The organism is Pseudomonas sp. WAC2 (genome assembly GCF_030403525.1).
Taxonomy (GTDB): Bacteria; Pseudomonadota; Gammaproteobacteria; order Pseudomonadales; family Pseudomonadaceae; genus Chryseomonas; species Chryseomonas luteola.
This window is the reverse complement of record NZ_JAUEPD010000003.1, coordinates 114,896-131,001: the sequence shown is the minus strand read 5'-3', so window position 1 is coordinate 131,001 and position 16,106 is coordinate 114,896. Positions and strand designations below refer to the sequence as shown.

Genomic DNA, 16,106 nt, shown 5'->3' with positions numbered 1-16,106 from the left:
TCAGGGGTGGAATTGGCCCAACGCGGCCATAAGTGACACGGCCAGCGCAGCGATAGCAGTGGCTCGAACGCAGTTGGCTTGCATCGTCTCGTCCAGACATTTCTGGCCATGAGGATAGCGACCCAAGGTCAGAACCTTGACGATGGGCCAGCCGATCCAGAACAGAATGGCCGCGAAAAGGATGCCGAAAACGAACTCCAAAATGAAGTTGCCAATGACACTCAGAAGTCCATCCATGGTTCGCCTGCCTCCATCACTCAGTAGTCCTACACAAAGACCGTTGCCTTGAACGCGTCGAGCGTTTCCGCCTGCGCCGACAGCTCGCGCAGGTGTGGAAAGCTGTCGGCAATAACGGCGTTGGGCGTCATGTGCTGGGTAAAGCGCCACGCTACAGCCGTGGTGATGCCAGCCTGATTGATGTCGTCTGCGCTTGCCTTGAGCGGGCGGTTCGCCACTTCGGCTTCCAGCGTACCGTAGGCAGCCAGCAACTGCCCGGTTACGCGGTCAATCCAGGGTTCATGCACCTTGTCAGCCGGGCGCAGCTTGCGCTCGTAGACGATCTGGACGGTTTTCTCACAGGCGGTCAGGGCGAGCCCGATGATGCGCAGCGCATGCTGACGCTCGGCCAGATCGTGTGGCATGAGGGTGCGTCCCGACTCGGCCGCCAGCGCCTCCACGTAATCCAGGATCAATGTCGAGTCCATCAGCACCGTGCCGTCATCGCACACCAGTGACGGTGCCTTCACGACCGGGTTGATTGACCGGAACTCCTCGAAGGCGCTGAAGACCGAAAGGGGGTTGTGCTCGAAGGGCTGGTCCAGCAGGTTCAGCGAGACGGCTACGCGACGGACGTAGGGCGAGTCGAACATTCCGATCAGTTGCATGGTGGCTCCTGTGAGGTAGAGGCAAATCCCTTTCCTTATAACGGCTGCCGAGGCGGACTGCACGCGTTGTGCTCGTGCCTTGGATATCAGGTACAGGCCCCTGACGCATGGAGACCGCACTGTGCGCTGGGACAGGCGTTCAGAACAGGCATGACCGTTCGTCGCCAGAACTTACTGGTCCACCGGAAGTGTATCCGCTCTAGCCTGCGGTTGCCTGCTGGCCAACGGCTGCCATTGATCTCCAATCCCTCCAAAAAGCGCTGAAAATGATCCTCAGCCGCTTCAGTCCGCAGAGTGCCAAGCCGATAGCCTGGAAGTGAAAAGCCGGAATGCCTTCGATTCTGGCGTCTCGCGCAGTGTTGTTAACCCCTGAATAACGATAAACGTACGGGTTACTATCATGACCATCCTCCAACGTGTGATTGGTGGTTTTGCGCTGCTGTTAGTACTGCTGCTCTCCATTGTGGGCATCAGCTACCAGAGCACGCACTCCATCAGTGACCGGCTTTCCATCATTACCGGGCAATCGGCGCCGCTCAGTCAGGCGGCCAGTGAGCTCAACGTGCATATCCTGCGCGCCAATCAGGCTGTACTGGCCGTTCTTATCAGCCGTGACGGCCAACAGATTGCCGAAGGCAAGAAGCCCTTCGATGAGAGCCTGGGACGTTTCAATGAGCTCCTGGGAACCACGGCGCGTTATATTGGTGATCGTCCCGAGCTCAAGGAAAACCTGACTCAGCAGCGTGAGCTGAGTACAGCCTATGCCGAGCAGGCTGCCACGCTGATGAAGTTGCACGGCCACCAGGTCGCGGAAAACATTCAGGCGCGTACGCTGCAAGGCTTTGCGACCCAGGAAGGCACGCGGCTGTCCAACATGCTGCGGGACTATATGGCTCGGCAGCGCGCCAATGGCTCTGCTGACAGCGCAGCGGCGGCTGAGAGCCTGCTGTTGGAAGTGGGCAAGGTCTACGATCATTTTGCCGGGCATGCCGTCGTTCCCGACATCGACAAGCTCAAGCGCGGCTTGACGCTTCAGGATGAGGTCATCCGTGATCGACTCAAGGCGTTTGTCGCGCAGGATGGTCGGACTGGCCGGATTGTGACGGTGATGGTGAACCATCTGTTAAGGGATCTGACCGCTAACGATGGCCTTTTCTACATCTACCAGCAGGACGCAGCGCTGGCAGGGCAGGTTGCAGCCCAGCGTCAGGCTGTAGACGGCAATCTGCAAGCCGTGCTGGGCAAGATCGCTGAGTTTGGCAGTCAGGCCGTTGCCGTGGCCAACAGTGCCAAGGCCGGTGCCGATTCGACCATTTCCACCAGCCGCAGCCTGTTGCTGGTCGCTTGCGTCCTGGCTGTTCTGGCTGCCGTCCTGATCGGTGGTTGGGTATCCCATAGCATTCGGCGTCCGCTGGCAACCTTCCGCGAGGTGCTCAAGCAGGTCACGAGCGGTGACATGCGCGTGCGCTTCGATGTTTCCCGCAAGGATGAGTTTGGCGAGCTGGGCGGCTACCTGAACGAGCTGACCGCCTCCCTGCAGGACACGCTGCGTGAGCTGACCCGCTCGGCCGATAGTCTGGCGCAGACGGCGGACAGTAATGCCGAGATCAGCGAGCGCACCACACGTGCCGTGGATGAGCAGCGCGACCGCCTCAACTCTGCCGCCTCGGCCATGACCGAGATGGAAAGTACCGTGCATGAAGTCGCCAGACGGGCGAACGACACCCGTCAGGCAGTGGACGATACCCACGAGCTGACCAGCAAGGTGCAGGAGCGCGTCGCCGAAACCATCAGCAGCATTCGCCTGCAGGCCAATCAGATCAACAAGGCCTCGCTGGAAACCGACGAGCTTCAGGGCTACGGCAAGCAGATCGATGGCATTGTGGATGCGATTCGCACCATCGCCGAGCAGACCAACCTTCTGGCCCTCAACGCGGCCATTGAGGCGGCGCGGGCCGGTGAGCAGGGCCGGGGTTTTGCCGTGGTGGCGGACGAGGTGCGCTCGCTGGCGAGTCGTACACAGACCTCCACCAGCGAGATTCAGAAGATGATTGAGCAGATGCAGGGCAAGATCCACTCGGTCGTGAAGGTCATGAATGAGAGCCAGACCCAGTCCAACGACTGTGTTCGCCTGGCCTCCGGCGCAGATGAGCTGCTGGGCTCCATGAGCAGCGCGGTGAACAGCATCCGTGACATGAACATCCAGATCGCGGCGGCCACTGAAGAGCAGAGCGCGACCGTGCAGGAAACCAGCCGCATGGTCACGTACATCAACGATGCGGCCCAGCTGGCCGCCGAGGGTGCCGAGCGTACCGCACAAAGCAGCCAGGACCTGTCTGAGATGGCTCAGGTGCAGCGTCGGCTACTACATCATTTCAGCGTGTGAGGCGAACATGAAACACTGGATGACCTCTCTACTCGGTGCCGGCCTGCTCCTGAGCAGTCTGGCCCAGGCCGCCACGCCCCTAATCGGCGTGGGTGTCGCCAAGAACAACGACAACTTCCAGGTCCTGCTGCGCAATAACGTACAGCGCCACGCCAGCAGTCTGGAGGCCGATGTCTTCATGGAAGATGCACAGGACAACGGCACCTTGCAGATGCGCCAGATTCGCAACCTGATCGCTTCCAAGGTGGATGCCATCATCGTGACCGCGGTGGACATGAAGACCGCACCGGAAATGACCCGGCTCGCCAACGAGGCGAAGATCCCGCTGGTTTTCATCAACCGTAATCCCGAGCCAGCCGCCTGGGCGCCGCAGACTGCGTTCGTCGGTTCGAATGAGATCGAGTCAGGCACCTTGCAGATGGAAGAGCTGGCGCGCCGGGCCAACTACAAGGGCAACGTCGTTATTCTGGTTGGCGATCCAGGCAACAAGGCTTCGAAAATTCGTACCGAAGACGTAGAAAACGTTGTGGCCAAATATCCGAACATGAAGATCGTACAGAAGACCATTGCCCACTGGCAGCGTAGCGAGGCGGCGAGCACTGTCATGGACTGGCTCAAGCAGGGCGTCAGCTTTGACATCATCGCCGCAAATAACGATGAGATGGCCATCGGTGCGGTGATGGGGCTGGAGAAGGCAGGCAAGAATCCCAAGGACTACCTGATCGGCGGTATCGACGGCACACCGGATGCACTCAAGATGATGGATCAGGGCAAGCTGACCGTCAGCGTACTTCAGGATGCGGCAGGGCAGGCCAACGGTGCCGTAGAGGTTGCGTTGCACATGATCCGGGGTGAGCGGGTCGAGCCTGTGAACTGGGTGCCTTTCAAGCTGATCACACCGGAAAACCGCAGTCAGTTCCAGTAACACAGACGAAAAAAGACCGGGCCAGGCCCGGTCTTTTGATATCAGTACCCTGCTGCCGCGCCGTTGCTACGGGGATCAAACGCGCCCTCGAATACGCCGCTCGGATGGCGTACGGCCGCACCGGCATGGCCCATGGTCTCGCTGAAGGGGGGCAGGCTTTCCACGTCATGACCGCGCGCACGTAGTGCGTCAAACACGTCTGCCGTAAAGCGGGACTCGAGCTTGAGCGTATCGGTGCTTTCGCCCCAGGTCCGACCCAGCAGCCAGCGGGGCGCAGTGACTGCCTGCTGGAGCGGCTGATTGAAGATGGCGTAGCGGCTGAAAACCGCTGCCTGGGTTTGCGGCTGGCCATCGCCACCCATGGTGCCGTACACCAGGGCCCTTCCATCCTTGAGCCGTGCCGCGGCGGGGTTGAGGGTGTGAAAGGGCTTCTTGCCAGGCATGAGGGCCAGCAGATGGTTGGGGTCCAGACTGAACGATGCGCCCCGGTTCTGCCAGTTGAGGCCACTGGCTGGCAAGACCACACCGCTACCGAACTCATGGTAGATGCTTTGGATAAACGAAACGGCCAGCCCGTTCCCATCGATCACCCCCATCCAGATGGTATCGCCCGGCCCTTTGCCTTCGCCCCAGGGCGCCGCTTTTTCCGGGTCGATGGCCCTGGCCAGTTCTTCAAGATAATCCGAGGTGAGGCACGCCTGTGGGTCAATGGTCATGTGCTCGGGATCGGTAATGTGCTCATCGCGTACCCGGAAGGCCAGCTTGGTCGCCTCGACCAGCGTATGAATGTGCTCGGCGCTGTCGGCCGTGCAGCTGTCCAGCCCGGCGTGATCGGCAATGCCAAGAATGAGCTGGGAAACCAGACCCTGGGATGGAGGTGTCAGGTTGTAGACCATCCCGGCGCTATGCTGAAGCGCCAGTGGCTTTACCCGGCGGGCGTAGTAGGCGGCCAGATCATTGCGTGAAACAGGAGAGCCCAGCGCCTCCAGATCATGGGCGATACTGGCTGCCAGGGCGCCACGGTAGAAGGTATCCAGCCCTTCTTCCGCCAGCTGATGCAGGGTGGCGGCCAGTCGTGGTTGTCTGAATAGGCTTCCGGCTACGGGTGCCTCGCCATTTTCCAGAAAGGTTTCGGCAAAGCCGGGAACAGACTCCAACTCGTGCCGCTTGCTGGAGGTGGCAAGATGCTGGGACAGCGTGACCGGAATACCTTCTGCGGCGTAATGGATGGCATCAGCCAGAAGGCGTGGTAATGGCATCTTACCGCCCAGCTCCCCGGAAACCGCCAACGCCTCCTGCCAGCCACCAACTGTGCCCGCAACGGTAAGCGCGGCTTTCGGGCCGCGTGTTGGAATACGATCCATACCCGCGTAATGCTCGAGGGTGGCGTGGCTGCCTGCCGGGCCGCTGGCATCAATGGCAACCGGATCACCTTCAGGCGGAACGATCAGCCAGAAGCCATCCCCACCCAGGCTGTTCATATGGGGATAGACAACGGCAATGCTGGCCGCCGCGGCGACCATGGCCTCGATGGCATTGCCACCTTCACGCAGCACGGCCAGGGCCGATTGAGCAGCAAGACTGTGAGGAGCGACGGCGATTCCGCGGGCAGCAACAGTGGTATTAAGCATTCTTCTTTTCCTTGACGAACAAAGGGTCCCGCCGGGAGAGCAGAGGGGGAGACTCCGCTTATCTGGAGCCTCCCAGCCACTTCAGTTAAGCGACGCTGGAGTTCTTGGCGAGCCATTGACGGCGCATGCGTTTGAGCACGAACAGGGCCAGAGCCGCTGTAATGAGGTCAAAGCTGATGGCCACGGCGAACACCGGCATCCAGCTGTCTGTGGACTGGTGGAGCAGGGCGGCCATCGGGCCACCAAAGATGGAGCCGATCCCTTGAGCCATGTACAGGAAACCGTAATTGGTCGTGGCGTTGCGGGTGCCAAAGGTGTCGGTCAGGGTGGAGGGAAACAGGGAGAAGATTTCGCCCCAGCCCAGGAAGACTACACCGGACAGTAATACGAACAGCACAGGGTTATCGCTGGTCAGTAGCCACAGGGTCATGGCAATGCCTTCTGCGAAAAAGGCGAAAGCCATGGTGTTCTCACGGCCATATCGGTCCGAGATCCAGCCAAACAGTGGGCGGGTCAGGCCATTGCAGACACGGTCAATGGTCATTGCGAGCGGCAGTGCAGCCATGCCAAAGACCATGACACCGGTCATGCCAAAATCCTTGGCAAAGCTGGCCATCTGCGACGTTACCATGAGGCCCGAGGTCGACATCATCGCGAACATGGCAAACATGAGCCAGAACAGCGGCGTCTTGAGCATAGCCTTGGGTGCAACGTCCGGTGCGGTGCTGGAGGCAGGGCTGGTGTCGGCAATCCGCTCTGCCAACTCGGCTGGCGGTTGGCGCAGGAACTGTGCGGCGAGCAGGCCGACAATCCCCAGGATCAGACCAAAGGTGACCAGGGTATTTTCCATGCCAGCCGCTGCGAGGCTATTGCTGATGGGAAAGGTCGTGATCATCGCCCCCATGCCGTAACCTGCGGCAACCGCACCGGCTGCCAGCCCCCGGTGATCAGGAAACCAGCGAACCATCAAGCCAACGATGCCCACATACACGATGCCGGTTCCCAAGCCCCCCATCAGGCCGTAGGTCAGGTAGATCATGGCGAGTGAGTTGGCCTGACTTGCCAGAATCCAGGACAGCCCTGTGAGCGCACAGCCAAAGGCGATCAGTTTGCGTAAGCCGAAACGGTCGATCAGAAAACCTTGTACCGGCGAGAAAAACGTTTGCAGGACGATCAGAATGGAAAAGGTAATCTGGATCTGAGCCAGTGAGACACCCAGCTTTTGGGTCAATGGCGCCGTAAACAATGTCCAGACATATTGCGGGCTTGAAATGGCCATCATGCAGACAACGCCTGCGGCCAGTTGAAACCAGCGAGTGCCCAGAGCGCTGCCTGGCGCGCGACTATCTACCAATATCTTCGTATTCATGGAAGTTTCCGAGGGCTATATAACGATATGAATACGAGAGCAATGGATATGCCAGCTTTATATATTCCTTATGTTTTAAGGCGTTGGCGTTAAAATATAAGGATATGTTCATCCATAAGTATAATTTGCTGCTCTAACTTGGTGCGCTTGGCACTTTTTTGAAGCTATTTAATATGTGTGTGAAATAAAAAAGCCCGCTTTAAGGGCGGGCTTTTTTATTCGAAATCAATGGGATGCAGACTTGATAAGTGTTTAAGGTAGATTTGCTCTGCTTCAGGATAAGTTAAGCATTGGTTGAATAATATATTCAAATAAATATTTAATGCATGCATATTAAATATCACAGGTTAGAACTTAACCCGATTATGCTTTTCGGGATAGCGCTAAAAAGCCAATGTATAGCGTGAAACGGACATCTTGCGGCTTGATGTTTTCCAGACGCATATAACCGCCCTGCCAACGGCGTTTTGCCCCGGCGTTCAACGGGCGAGCACAAGCCACTGGCTGGGCGGGGCATAGCCATCATAGGGCTTGGGTCTGGCCTGAGTGGTCGCCAATGCCACTACCTGTCCGAATGACAAGGGCACTGGCAGAAAACGTCTGCGTGGGCCTTGCCATCAGTTACCGATGCGCAATCGGCTACACGTATAACAATCCAAAAGAAAATCCCCTGTGAAGGCAGAGCGGACTCTTGAGTAAAGGGGTTGTCTAGCCGCTTGGCTGAACAAAGTACGGGCTTTTTCCACGCGTTATTCAGAGCGCTCGTATGGGCAGCAAGACGAAGAGTCGCGCCAAGGCGACAAAATAACGGGCGGTTGTATCAAGCTGGCTTCTGCTCAGCCGATAGCATTGTTATCGCAAAAACCATAGGGCGGTTTTTGCTCACCAACCGCTACCGGAGAACACCAATGAATGCCCCCCAAGACTTCAACGCTGACGCCCAGGCGGCGGAGTTCAATTCACTCTGGTCAGCGATTGATCGCTCCCAAGCCGTCATTGAGTTCAACCTTGACGGCACCATCCTGCGCGCCAACCAGAATTTCCTCGACGCCCTTGGGTATCGGCTTGAGGAGATTGCCGGGCAGCATCACCGGATCTTCTGCGATGCCGAATACGCCAGCAGCATGTCCTATCGCCAGTTCTGGGAAAAGCTTGGCCGCGGCGAGTTCGATGCAGGGCAGTACAAGCGCCTGGGCAAGGGCGGCCGGGAGGTTTGGATCCAGGCGACCTACAACCCGATTTTCAATGCCGATGGCAAACCGTACAAGGTGGTCAAGTTCGCGTCCGATGTGACCGAGGCTGTATTACGCAGCACCGACCACCAGGGCAAGGTCAATGCTATCGAACGCGCCCAGGCGGTTATCGAGTTCGACCTGACCGGCCATGTGCTGCGGGCCAACGATAATTTCCTGTCTGTGCTGGGCTATAGCCTGGAAGAGATCAAGGGCAAGCATCACCGCATGTTCTGTGACGAAGAACATGCCAACTCCACTGCGTACCATCTGCTTTGGGAAAAGCTTGGCCGTGGTAAGTTCGACACAGGTGTCTACAAGCGCATCAGTAAGGAAGGGCGTGAAATCTGGATTCAAGCGACCTATAACCCGATCCTGGACGCCGAGGGCAAGCCTTACAAGATCGTGAAGTTCGCTACCGATATCACGGCCTTGCAGATCAAGAGTGCCGAGTATGAAGGCAAGATTGCAGCTATTGATCGTAGCCAGGCGGTCATCGAGTTCGATCTGCTGGGCAACATTCTCCATGCCAACCAGAACTTCCTGTCGACCCTGGGCTATCGCCTGGAAGAGATCGTCGGCAAGCACCACCGCATGTTCTGTGAGGAGCATTACGTCACTTCAACCGCGTATCGGGACTTCTGGCAGCGTCTGGGGCAGGGGCAGTTCTTCAGCGACCGTTATATGCGCCTGGGCAAGTTCGGACAGAAGATCTGGATCCAGGCGACCTATAACCCGATCTTTAATGCCGACGGCCAGCCATACAAGGTCATCAAGTTCGCGACGGACATTACCCAGCAGGTCGAAATGGAGCAGTTGGTCAAGGCCAAGACGCAAGCCATGAGCAGCTCCGTGCAAAACCTGACGCAATCGATCAACCACATTGCCCAGAGCACTGGTGAGGCAAACGGGCTGGCGCGCATGACGCAGGAAGAGGCCGCCCAAGGCGCCGAGACGCTCAAGCGCTCCGTTGAAGCCATGGCCGTTATTGCCAAGTCTGCTGAGGACATCCAGGACATCATTCAGGTGATCAGCGACATCGCCAGCCAGACGAACATGCTGGCCTTCAACGCAGCCATCGAGGCGGCGCGGGCGGGCGAACATGGCCTGGGCTTTTCGGTCGTGGCGGACGAGGTGCGCAAGCTGGCCGAGAAATCGTCCCAGGCGACCAAGGAGATCAACAAGCTGATTCAGGAGTCCTCCAAGCGCATCACGGTGGGTAATGAAATCTCCCGAAGCGTAGGCGAAGCCTTCGAGCGTATCGCCAAGGGTGTAGTGCGTACCACGCGCTCCATCGATGCCATCAACGCCTCGACGGGCGACCAGCTGACGACGGCAGGTGAAGTGAACGAGCTGATTCGTGACCTCAATAACGTCACGTCCGGTGTTGGACAGCGTGGATGACCGCCATCATGACTGGCAGCGCATACGGAGTAGTCCGTGTCGGTGGCATCGAGATCGCCATTCCGGCATCGGCCCTGCAACAAGTGGTGCGCTGGCCTGACCAGGTACAGCCACGTCCGCCGGTAGCGCCTTACATGTGCGGTGTGTTCAGCCTGCGGGGCCGCGCGGTCCCGCTGGTGGACCTACACGTGCTGCTCGGGCTCACACCGGCTGGGGAGGACGGAATGCCCAGCGAAGTGGCACTCCTGCATTATCAGGAAGGACGTTTCGGGATTGGGATTGACGCCGTGGCGGATGTCATCCACATCGATGAAAGGCAACTCAGCGAACTGGGCACCCACAAGCGTGGACAGGGTTTGTTGCCGCGCCTTTTCATGGGCGGCAGCCAGGGCGAGCGCATCATCTACCTGCTTGATATCGAGGCGCTGGCATCGCTGCCGGAGTTGTTCATGGCCTTCGATCATGCACAGGAGTTGCGTGAGCGCGGCCGTACGGCTCGCTTCAAGCTCAAGCATTACATACTGCTGGGCTGTGATGGCCGTAGGTTCTGCCTGGAGGCTACGGCAGTCAGTGAGCTGGTCGAACATCCCCGGATCGATACCACGTTCTTTCAGAGCGAGTATTGCCTGGGTGTCACGGAGCTGCGGGGCACCCCGATTCCAGTGCTCAATCTTTCCCGTATCCTAGGGCTTGAAGAGGTCCCCGGCGAGACCAAAAAACAGCTGCTGGTCATGACAGCCAACGGCCATGCTTTTGGTTTTGCCTTTACCGAACTCCTAGCCATGATGCGGCGCAACCCGGACGATCTTGTGCCTATGCCGCGTTTCGGCCTGCAGCACCCCGCCATGTTTTCCGGGGTCATGAGCGGCGAAGATGGCCATGATGCATTGCTGCTCAACCATACGGCGCTGCTGCGTCGCAAAGATATCCAGGCGTTCTCCAAGATCTTTGAAAACGCCAAGGGCCGCAGCAGCGAGGCCTCCAGTATCGTGCCCAAGGCGCGATCCCGGCAGGCTTGTCTGGTATACGAGGCCGGTATCCAGTTTGCATCGCCGCTGCATCAGGTGGATGAGATTCTTCATATCCCCACGCAGTTCATGCGTCTCAAGCAAGCTCAGGGACATCTGATTGGGATGATCAACGTCCGGGGGCAACAGGTCTCGCTGATCTGCCTGAGCAGCCTGATCAATTCGTCGCCGCGCGAGGCAACCGAAAGCTCACGTATTCTTTTGGTGACTGGCGAGGCAATGACCTTTGGCTTTGCGGTCTGCCAGATCGATGCGATCGAGACGTTCAACGATTTCGATCCCGGCATGCTCGAAAAGGGTTGGCAAACCCCGACGGGTGATTCCCTCTCCGTTGGGCAGCGGGCGCGAACGCTGGTAAGCATCGGCTCCGGCCTCAATCGCTGGCGCGCTACATTGCTGGACCTGAAGGCTGTGGCACGCGAACTGGAGGCAGATTTAGCTAGCCAGGAAATGCTGCCGGCATAGGACTGGTGCCTGAGAACAAGGTGATCGACAATGCGGCGATTACCTTGTCCGGGAGTAGCCCATGTCCATCCGCTGGATCGCCACACCGCAAACCGATCTCACCGTTCAGACCCTGTATGCCATTCTTGCGCTACGTACCGAGGTCTTCGTGGTAGAGCAGAAGTGTCCTTATCAAGAGGTGGACGGCCAGGACCTGACCGGCAATACCTATCACCTCATGGGCTGGGAAGGCGATACGCTGGTGGCTTATCTGCGAGTACTGGATCCGGTACTGCATGACGGGCAGGTAGTGATTGGCCGCGTCGTAACCGCGCCCGCCGCACGGGGTCGCGGGCTGGGGCATGAGTTGATGAAGCAGGGCCTGACCTTTTGCGAGGCGCATTGGGCCGGTCTTCCCATCTATTTATCTGCCCAGGCGCACCTGCAGGATTACTACGGCCGCTACGGCTTCGAGCCGGTTACAGACATCTACCTTGAAGATGACATCCCACATATCGGGATGCGTCGTCACAAAGGCACTCCAGTAAGTCTTTAAATCACCTTGCTAAAGGACTGGTTCGTTTCCTCTTTTCGAAGACAGCCCCAGCCCGCGGCCTGACGGATAGCGGGTTGTCGGCAGTACGTCTAAATCTTTCTAGACGCCGATGGCTATTGGCCCAGGGTTCTAGAGGCTTTGATGGCTCCTTTGCTCATCTCATGAATGCGTGTAGCAAACTCTTCCATATCGAACGGTTTGGTGATGAGCTCCATGCCTGGCTGAAGTAAGCCTTCGGCTGCAGCCGTTTCGGCATAGCCAGTCATATAGAGAACAGGAAGATCAGGACGGACTTCCCGAGCAGCTTCGGCCATTAAGCGGCCATTAATGACAGGCAGGCCGATGTCAGTAACTAGCAAGTCAACGGGCGTGCTGGATTGCAGGATGATAAGGCCTGCGCCGCCATCGGTGGCTTCCAGGGTGCGATATCCCAATTCGCGTAATGTCTCGACGACCAGCAGACGCACGTTACTTTCATCCTCGACCACGAGTACAACCTTGTCTGACTCAACGAGAGGAATATTCGAGAGCTTGGCAGGTACGTGATCATCGAGATCAAACTCTTTCTGACAGCGAGGAAACGCCAGGGCGATCTGGGTGCCTACACCGACCTGGCTGTCGATCGTTACATAGCCGCCAGACTGGCGGACAAAGCCATACACCATCGACAGGCCCAGCCCGGTGCCCTGGCCGAGCGGCTTGGTCGTAAAGAAGGGCTCGAAGGCATGGGTGATCACCTCGGCAGGCATGCCAACGCCGCTGTCGATGACCCGCACGTACACGTACTCGCCCGGTTGTACGTTAAGGGCTTGTGCCTGATCACTCTCAACCTGTGCGGTATCGGTTTCCAAAATTAAACGACCACCATCAGGCATGGCATCACGTGCATTGATTGCCAGGTTGAGGATGGCGCTTTCCAGTTGATTGGTATCACACAAGATGGGCCATAGATCCGGCATCAGCCGCAGATCAAGCGAAACGCTTTCTCCTAGCGTGCGGCGTAGCAAGTCTTCCATAGAGGCCACTAGATGATTGACCCGTACGGCTTTAGGCGCCAGCGGCTGGCGACGCGAAAAAGCCAATAGCCGGTGTGTCAGTGCAGCCGCACGGTCAGTTGAACTCATGGCTAGCGTAATAAAGCGGTCTACCTCACCGGTCCTGCCGGCAGCGATGCGCTTTTCGATAAGCCCTAGTGCTCCCTTGATACCCATCAGCAAGTTGTTAAAGTCATGGGCGATGCCCCCGGTCAGCCGACCTACGGCTTCCATTTTCTGCGCCTGACGCAAGGCTTCCTCTGCCTGCTGAAGCTCTCGCGTACGGGTCTGGACCTGTTCCTCAAGCGTTTCGGTCAGCTGACGCAACGCCTTTTCCGCCAGTACGCGTTCCGTGACGTCGGAGCCCTCACAAAACACGCCGATTACATTGTTTTCGGCATCGATGAGCGGCTGGTAAACGAAGTCGACAAAGCGCTCTTCGCTGGGGCTGTCTGGCTTGCGTTTCAGTTGGACAGGCCGCTCCTTGCCTACGAACGCTTCACCTGTCCGGTAAACCTCATCCAGAAGCTCGAAAAAGCCCTGACCTTCAATATCGGGTAAGACCTGACGCGCCGGTTTCTGATGAAGATCCCGATGTCCGATCAGTTTTTGGAAGGCCGCGTTAGCCAGTTCGAAGACGTGATCGGGCCCGCGCATTACAAAGATAAAACCAGGCGCCTGCTCAAATAGTTGGCGCAGGAATTCTGTCTCGGCCATGAGGCGGCGATTCGCCGCCCTGACAGCTTCCCTCTCGATCTGTAATGCCTTATTTGCCTCTCTGAGCGCCTGTTCGGCTTCTCGCAGCTGCTGTGTCGTAAACACAGTTTCTGTGGTCTCGGTACACGCGCAAAACATGCCTGCGACCGCGCCGGTCTCATCTCGGATGGGACTATAGGAGTAATTGAAATACGTTTCTTCAGCGTAACCATTCCGCTGCATCACTAGCTTCTGATTCTCGAACCAGGTTGCCTCGCCCGCCAGGGCACGCTCAGCGGCAGGGCTCAGGATGTGCCAGATATCGGCCCAGACCTTTTCGAATCGCTCTCCCATTGCCCAAGTGACCTTGGCACCTAAAACAGGACGGTAGGCATCGTTAAACAAAAAAATCTGCTCGGGTCCCCAGGTAAGAAACATGGGATGTCCCGAATTTAGCATGATGCTTACCGCGGTCCGTAAGGACTGGGACCATTGCTGCGGCAGTCCAAGAGGCGAGGCGGACCAGTTATGGTCACGCATCTGGCGACCCATTTCGCCGCCACCGGCCAGGAAGGCCAGAGAGAATAAGGAGGAATCTGCTATCGAGTCTGTCATTCCTGACGGAGTCCTTATTGTCTTGTTGTCTCTAGGGCCTGAGCCGCGGCACTACAATGGTACAAAGCATTTTGTAACTGGTGCTGAAGCAGCCGCTATTTAACTAGACAGCAATTCAATGAAAATCTACAAGTGTGGTTAAAGTCATCATTGTGATCAGCGCCTGGACACCCCTAGGCAGTAAGCCTCGGATAAAGCGCAGGAAGCGCTTGATCAAGCCAAGGATGATCAAGACAGGCGCGGCAGCTTGACAGGATATTAAGCAGGGTCAACAAGAAACCGCTGAAACGGAAACCTTCTGATTACAAAGCGACCTGCCTGACAGCCTGCTACACATAGACCTTTTACCAGAAGCCGCTAATGCGTGTTTTTTACTTGGGATGAGCCTGTCCGCTAGGCCTCTCTCGCCTTTGTAGTTGGGGTAATTCGCTTTCTCCTGTCGATAGGCCGTAGTGTCAATACAACAGAGCAGCAATTGCGCTATCCCGCTATACAACCTGGACGCAATCCCTAGAAATCAAACCGTGCCTGGGTTTGGCTGATTGTGGTGTTTTTGTGTGTAGTTCGCTTGGCTCTGGCAGGCCCGGGCTTCGCTTTGGGTGCCTTGAAGATCCTTACACAGAGATGTACAGAATGATCTGGTGCGCCAGGCCGTTGTAGTGTGAACGAGCAGCTGTCTTCAGGCTGCTCGTTCGCTGCGCTTATGCACAGCGGATGTGCACTCATCGCTGAGCGAATGTCATTCAAGGGGCGGCTAATGGTACGGGTACGGCTGAAAACCAGCAGCATAATGCTGGCGCCACGGCACAGCGGATGGTTCAGTACCTGTTCCGCTACCTGTGTAAATGCCTTGGCATTTGTCCAAAAGAGGAGTTGAACAAGCAAAGCAAACCGTACTCCGGAGCGCAGCCCAATAGTGCTGTGACCGAGTGTTTCAAAGATGTCTTGGTTGTTGCCGTCGGCATATTCGAACTGCCCATTGAGCGGTACGAGTACATAATCCCGCAGCCGCTCCTCATTTATTGAGGCATACAGCGAGGGGCTATGGCTGAGCAGCCTAATCGCCCCGCTTAGGGTATCTATTATCTGCCCGATATGGTCAGGCGTGAGCGTAAGTTCAGGCAGCTCAGCCTCGTTCGACATGGGCGGAAATGCAGGTAAGGTCTTTGGCACTGGCGTTATTAGTCTGTCTACAGACGAGTCGGAGTGCTTGCGCAGCGGTATGCCCAGCGAGGCGATAAGCTCCTGATGCGCCAGTATCTGCTGGCGACGTGTCTGTATAGTGGTTTCAACCGTTAGCTGCAGGCTGTCGTTGTAGGCATTCACCTCCTGTCGAATCCAGGCGAGCGCTTTTTCGATCTCGTTGACTTCACGGTCGATCAGCGCGCGTGCCGCCTGCTCCGCGCCGCGCTTGATCTCGAAGGTCAGAACCAGGGATTGCCCGCTGATCCGTACGGCACCTGACGTACCCGTCCAGGGACCGGCCTGTGCGCCAAACCACTCCGCGTCGCCATCGAAGGGTATGTCGATATCGAGTCGATGGCTGGCTGCATTGCCCTCGAAATCCGCATGGTCATCGGTTTCAGCCTGCCACTCATGGCGGCGCAGCGCTGGCGGCTCTATCCGATAGGCCGCGATGAAGTAGTCGATCAGCGAATTTGGCGCCGTGTTGAGCAGGCGGTGTTCATCCAGCGTGGCCAATGCCTCGTCGAGGCGGCTCCGCTGGTTATCGAGTCGCTCCCTGGGGTCGAAAGTGGAAAACAGCTCGTCCTGCAACACGTGTGCACTCATTCGCCTGTCCCGGTGACTACCCGTCAACATCGTCTTTTATTGGAGCCGGAGAGGGCAAGGGAATATCCCGGACCGACCGTCAATAAAAGGGGCCATATAGGCCCCTGCGAG

The 16,106-nt window shown here is 57.6% G+C and carries 11 protein-coding genes; 5 read left to right on the top strand and 6 right to left on the bottom strand.

Annotation, left to right across the window (positions count from 1 at the left end; genetic code table 11):
• Together QWJ10_RS07740 and QWJ10_RS07735 are read right to left on the bottom strand one after the other, a co-directional pair.
• Complete coding sequence (locus QWJ10_RS07740) at positions 1–237, bottom strand: hypothetical protein (RefSeq protein ID WP_125888165.1); 237 nt, start codon at positions 235–237, stop codon at positions 1–3.
• Positions 238–266: 29 nt separating this feature from the next.
• Positions 267–884 carry a glutathione S-transferase gene (locus tag QWJ10_RS07735; protein ID WP_125888166.1) on the bottom strand — a complete coding sequence of 206 codons (618 nt, stop codon included), beginning with the start codon at positions 882–884 and terminating at the stop codon, positions 267–269.
• Between the two features lie 400 nt (positions 885–1,284).
• On the opposite strand from QWJ10_RS07735, the gene QWJ10_RS07730 reads away from it, so the two are divergent.
• Positions 1,285–3,270, top strand: coding sequence for a methyl-accepting chemotaxis protein (locus QWJ10_RS07730; RefSeq protein WP_289925282.1), 1,986 nt, complete (start codon positions 1,285–1,287; stop codon positions 3,268–3,270).
• Between the two features lie 7 nt (positions 3,271–3,277).
• The gene (locus tag QWJ10_RS07725) at positions 3,278–4,195 is read left to right on the top strand and encodes a substrate-binding domain-containing protein (protein ID WP_122041048.1); all 918 of its coding nucleotides are present in this window, start codon (positions 3,278–3,280) and stop codon (positions 4,193–4,195) included.
• Between the two features lie 41 nt (positions 4,196–4,236).
• Here the strand turns inward: QWJ10_RS07725 and QWJ10_RS07720 are convergent, their stop codons facing one another.
• Both QWJ10_RS07720 and oxlT read right to left on the bottom strand, forming a co-directional pair.
• Positions 4,237–5,826 (bottom strand): gamma-glutamyltransferase family protein, encoded by a 1,590-nt coding sequence (locus QWJ10_RS07720; RefSeq protein WP_289925278.1) that lies wholly within the window; start codon positions 5,824–5,826, stop codon positions 4,237–4,239.
• An 85-nt stretch (positions 5,827–5,911) separates the two neighbouring features.
• Positions 5,912–7,195, bottom strand: a complete 1,284-nt coding sequence (oxlT, locus tag QWJ10_RS07715) for an oxalate/formate MFS antiporter (protein WP_074821412.1) — start codon at positions 7,193–7,195, stop codon at positions 5,912–5,914.
• Between the two features lie 908 nt (positions 7,196–8,103).
• Between oxlT and QWJ10_RS07710 the strand changes: the two genes are divergently transcribed.
• The 3 genes from QWJ10_RS07710 (at position 8,104) to QWJ10_RS07700 (ending at position 11,859) form a co-directional block, all read left to right on the top strand.
• Complete coding sequence (locus QWJ10_RS07710) at positions 8,104–9,831, top strand: PAS domain-containing protein (RefSeq protein ID WP_122041045.1); 1,728 nt, start codon at positions 8,104–8,106, stop codon at positions 9,829–9,831.
• Between the two features lie 8 nt (positions 9,832–9,839).
• Positions 9,840–11,324, top strand: a complete 1,485-nt coding sequence (locus QWJ10_RS07705) for a chemotaxis protein CheW (RefSeq protein WP_289925273.1) — start codon at positions 9,840–9,842, stop codon at positions 11,322–11,324.
• Between the two features lie 61 nt (positions 11,325–11,385).
• Positions 11,386–11,859 carry a GNAT family N-acetyltransferase gene (locus tag QWJ10_RS07700; RefSeq protein WP_289925269.1) on the top strand — a complete coding sequence of 158 codons (474 nt, stop codon included), beginning with the start codon at positions 11,386–11,388 and terminating at the stop codon, positions 11,857–11,859.
• Between the two features lie 113 nt (positions 11,860–11,972).
• On the opposite strand, the gene QWJ10_RS07695 is transcribed toward QWJ10_RS07700, so the two are convergent.
• Both QWJ10_RS07695 and QWJ10_RS07690 read right to left on the bottom strand, forming a co-directional pair.
• Positions 11,973–14,204 carry a PAS domain-containing sensor histidine kinase gene (locus tag QWJ10_RS07695; RefSeq protein WP_289925267.1) on the bottom strand — a complete coding sequence of 744 codons (2,232 nt, stop codon included), beginning with the start codon at positions 14,202–14,204 and terminating at the stop codon, positions 11,973–11,975.
• 510 nt (positions 14,205–14,714) lie between these two features.
• A complete protein-coding gene (locus tag QWJ10_RS07690) occupies positions 14,715–15,995 on the bottom strand; it encodes a hypothetical protein (protein ID WP_289925265.1) in 1,281 nt (426 codons plus the stop codon).
• Positions 15,996–16,106: the final 111 nt, after the last annotated feature.

Bases quoted from the DNA above. Each gene is read 5' to 3' on its own strand.
- QWJ10_RS07700 (WP_289925269.1), top strand. From the start codon at position 11,386: ATGTCCATCCGCTGGATCGCCACACCGCAAACCGATCTCACCGTTCAG.
- QWJ10_RS07725 (WP_122041048.1), top strand. From the start codon at position 3,278: ATGAAACACTGGATGACCTCTCTACTCGGTGCCGGCCTGCTCCTGAGC.
- QWJ10_RS07705 (WP_289925273.1), top strand. From the start codon at position 9,840: ATGACTGGCAGCGCATACGGAGTAGTCCGTGTCGGTGGCATCGAGATC.
- oxlT (WP_074821412.1), bottom strand. From the start codon at position 7,195: ATGAATACGAAGATATTGGTAGATAGTCGCGCGCCAGGCAGCGCTCTG.
- QWJ10_RS07710 (WP_122041045.1), top strand. From the start codon at position 8,104: ATGAATGCCCCCCAAGACTTCAACGCTGACGCCCAGGCGGCGGAGTTC.
- QWJ10_RS07720 (WP_289925278.1), bottom strand. From the start codon at position 5,826: ATGCTTAATACCACTGTTGCTGCCCGCGGAATCGCCGTCGCTCCTCAC.
- QWJ10_RS07690 (WP_289925265.1), bottom strand. From the start codon at position 15,995: ATGAGTGCACACGTGTTGCAGGACGAGCTGTTTTCCACTTTCGACCCC.
- QWJ10_RS07695 (WP_289925267.1), bottom strand. From the start codon at position 14,204: ATGACAGACTCGATAGCAGATTCCTCCTTATTCTCTCTGGCCTTCCTG.
- QWJ10_RS07740 (WP_125888165.1), bottom strand. From the start codon at position 237: ATGGATGGACTTCTGAGTGTCATTGGCAACTTCATTTTGGAGTTCGTT.
- QWJ10_RS07730 (WP_289925282.1), top strand. From the start codon at position 1,285: ATGACCATCCTCCAACGTGTGATTGGTGGTTTTGCGCTGCTGTTAGTA.
- QWJ10_RS07735 (WP_125888166.1), bottom strand. From the start codon at position 884: ATGCAACTGATCGGAATGTTCGACTCGCCCTACGTCCGTCGCGTAGCC.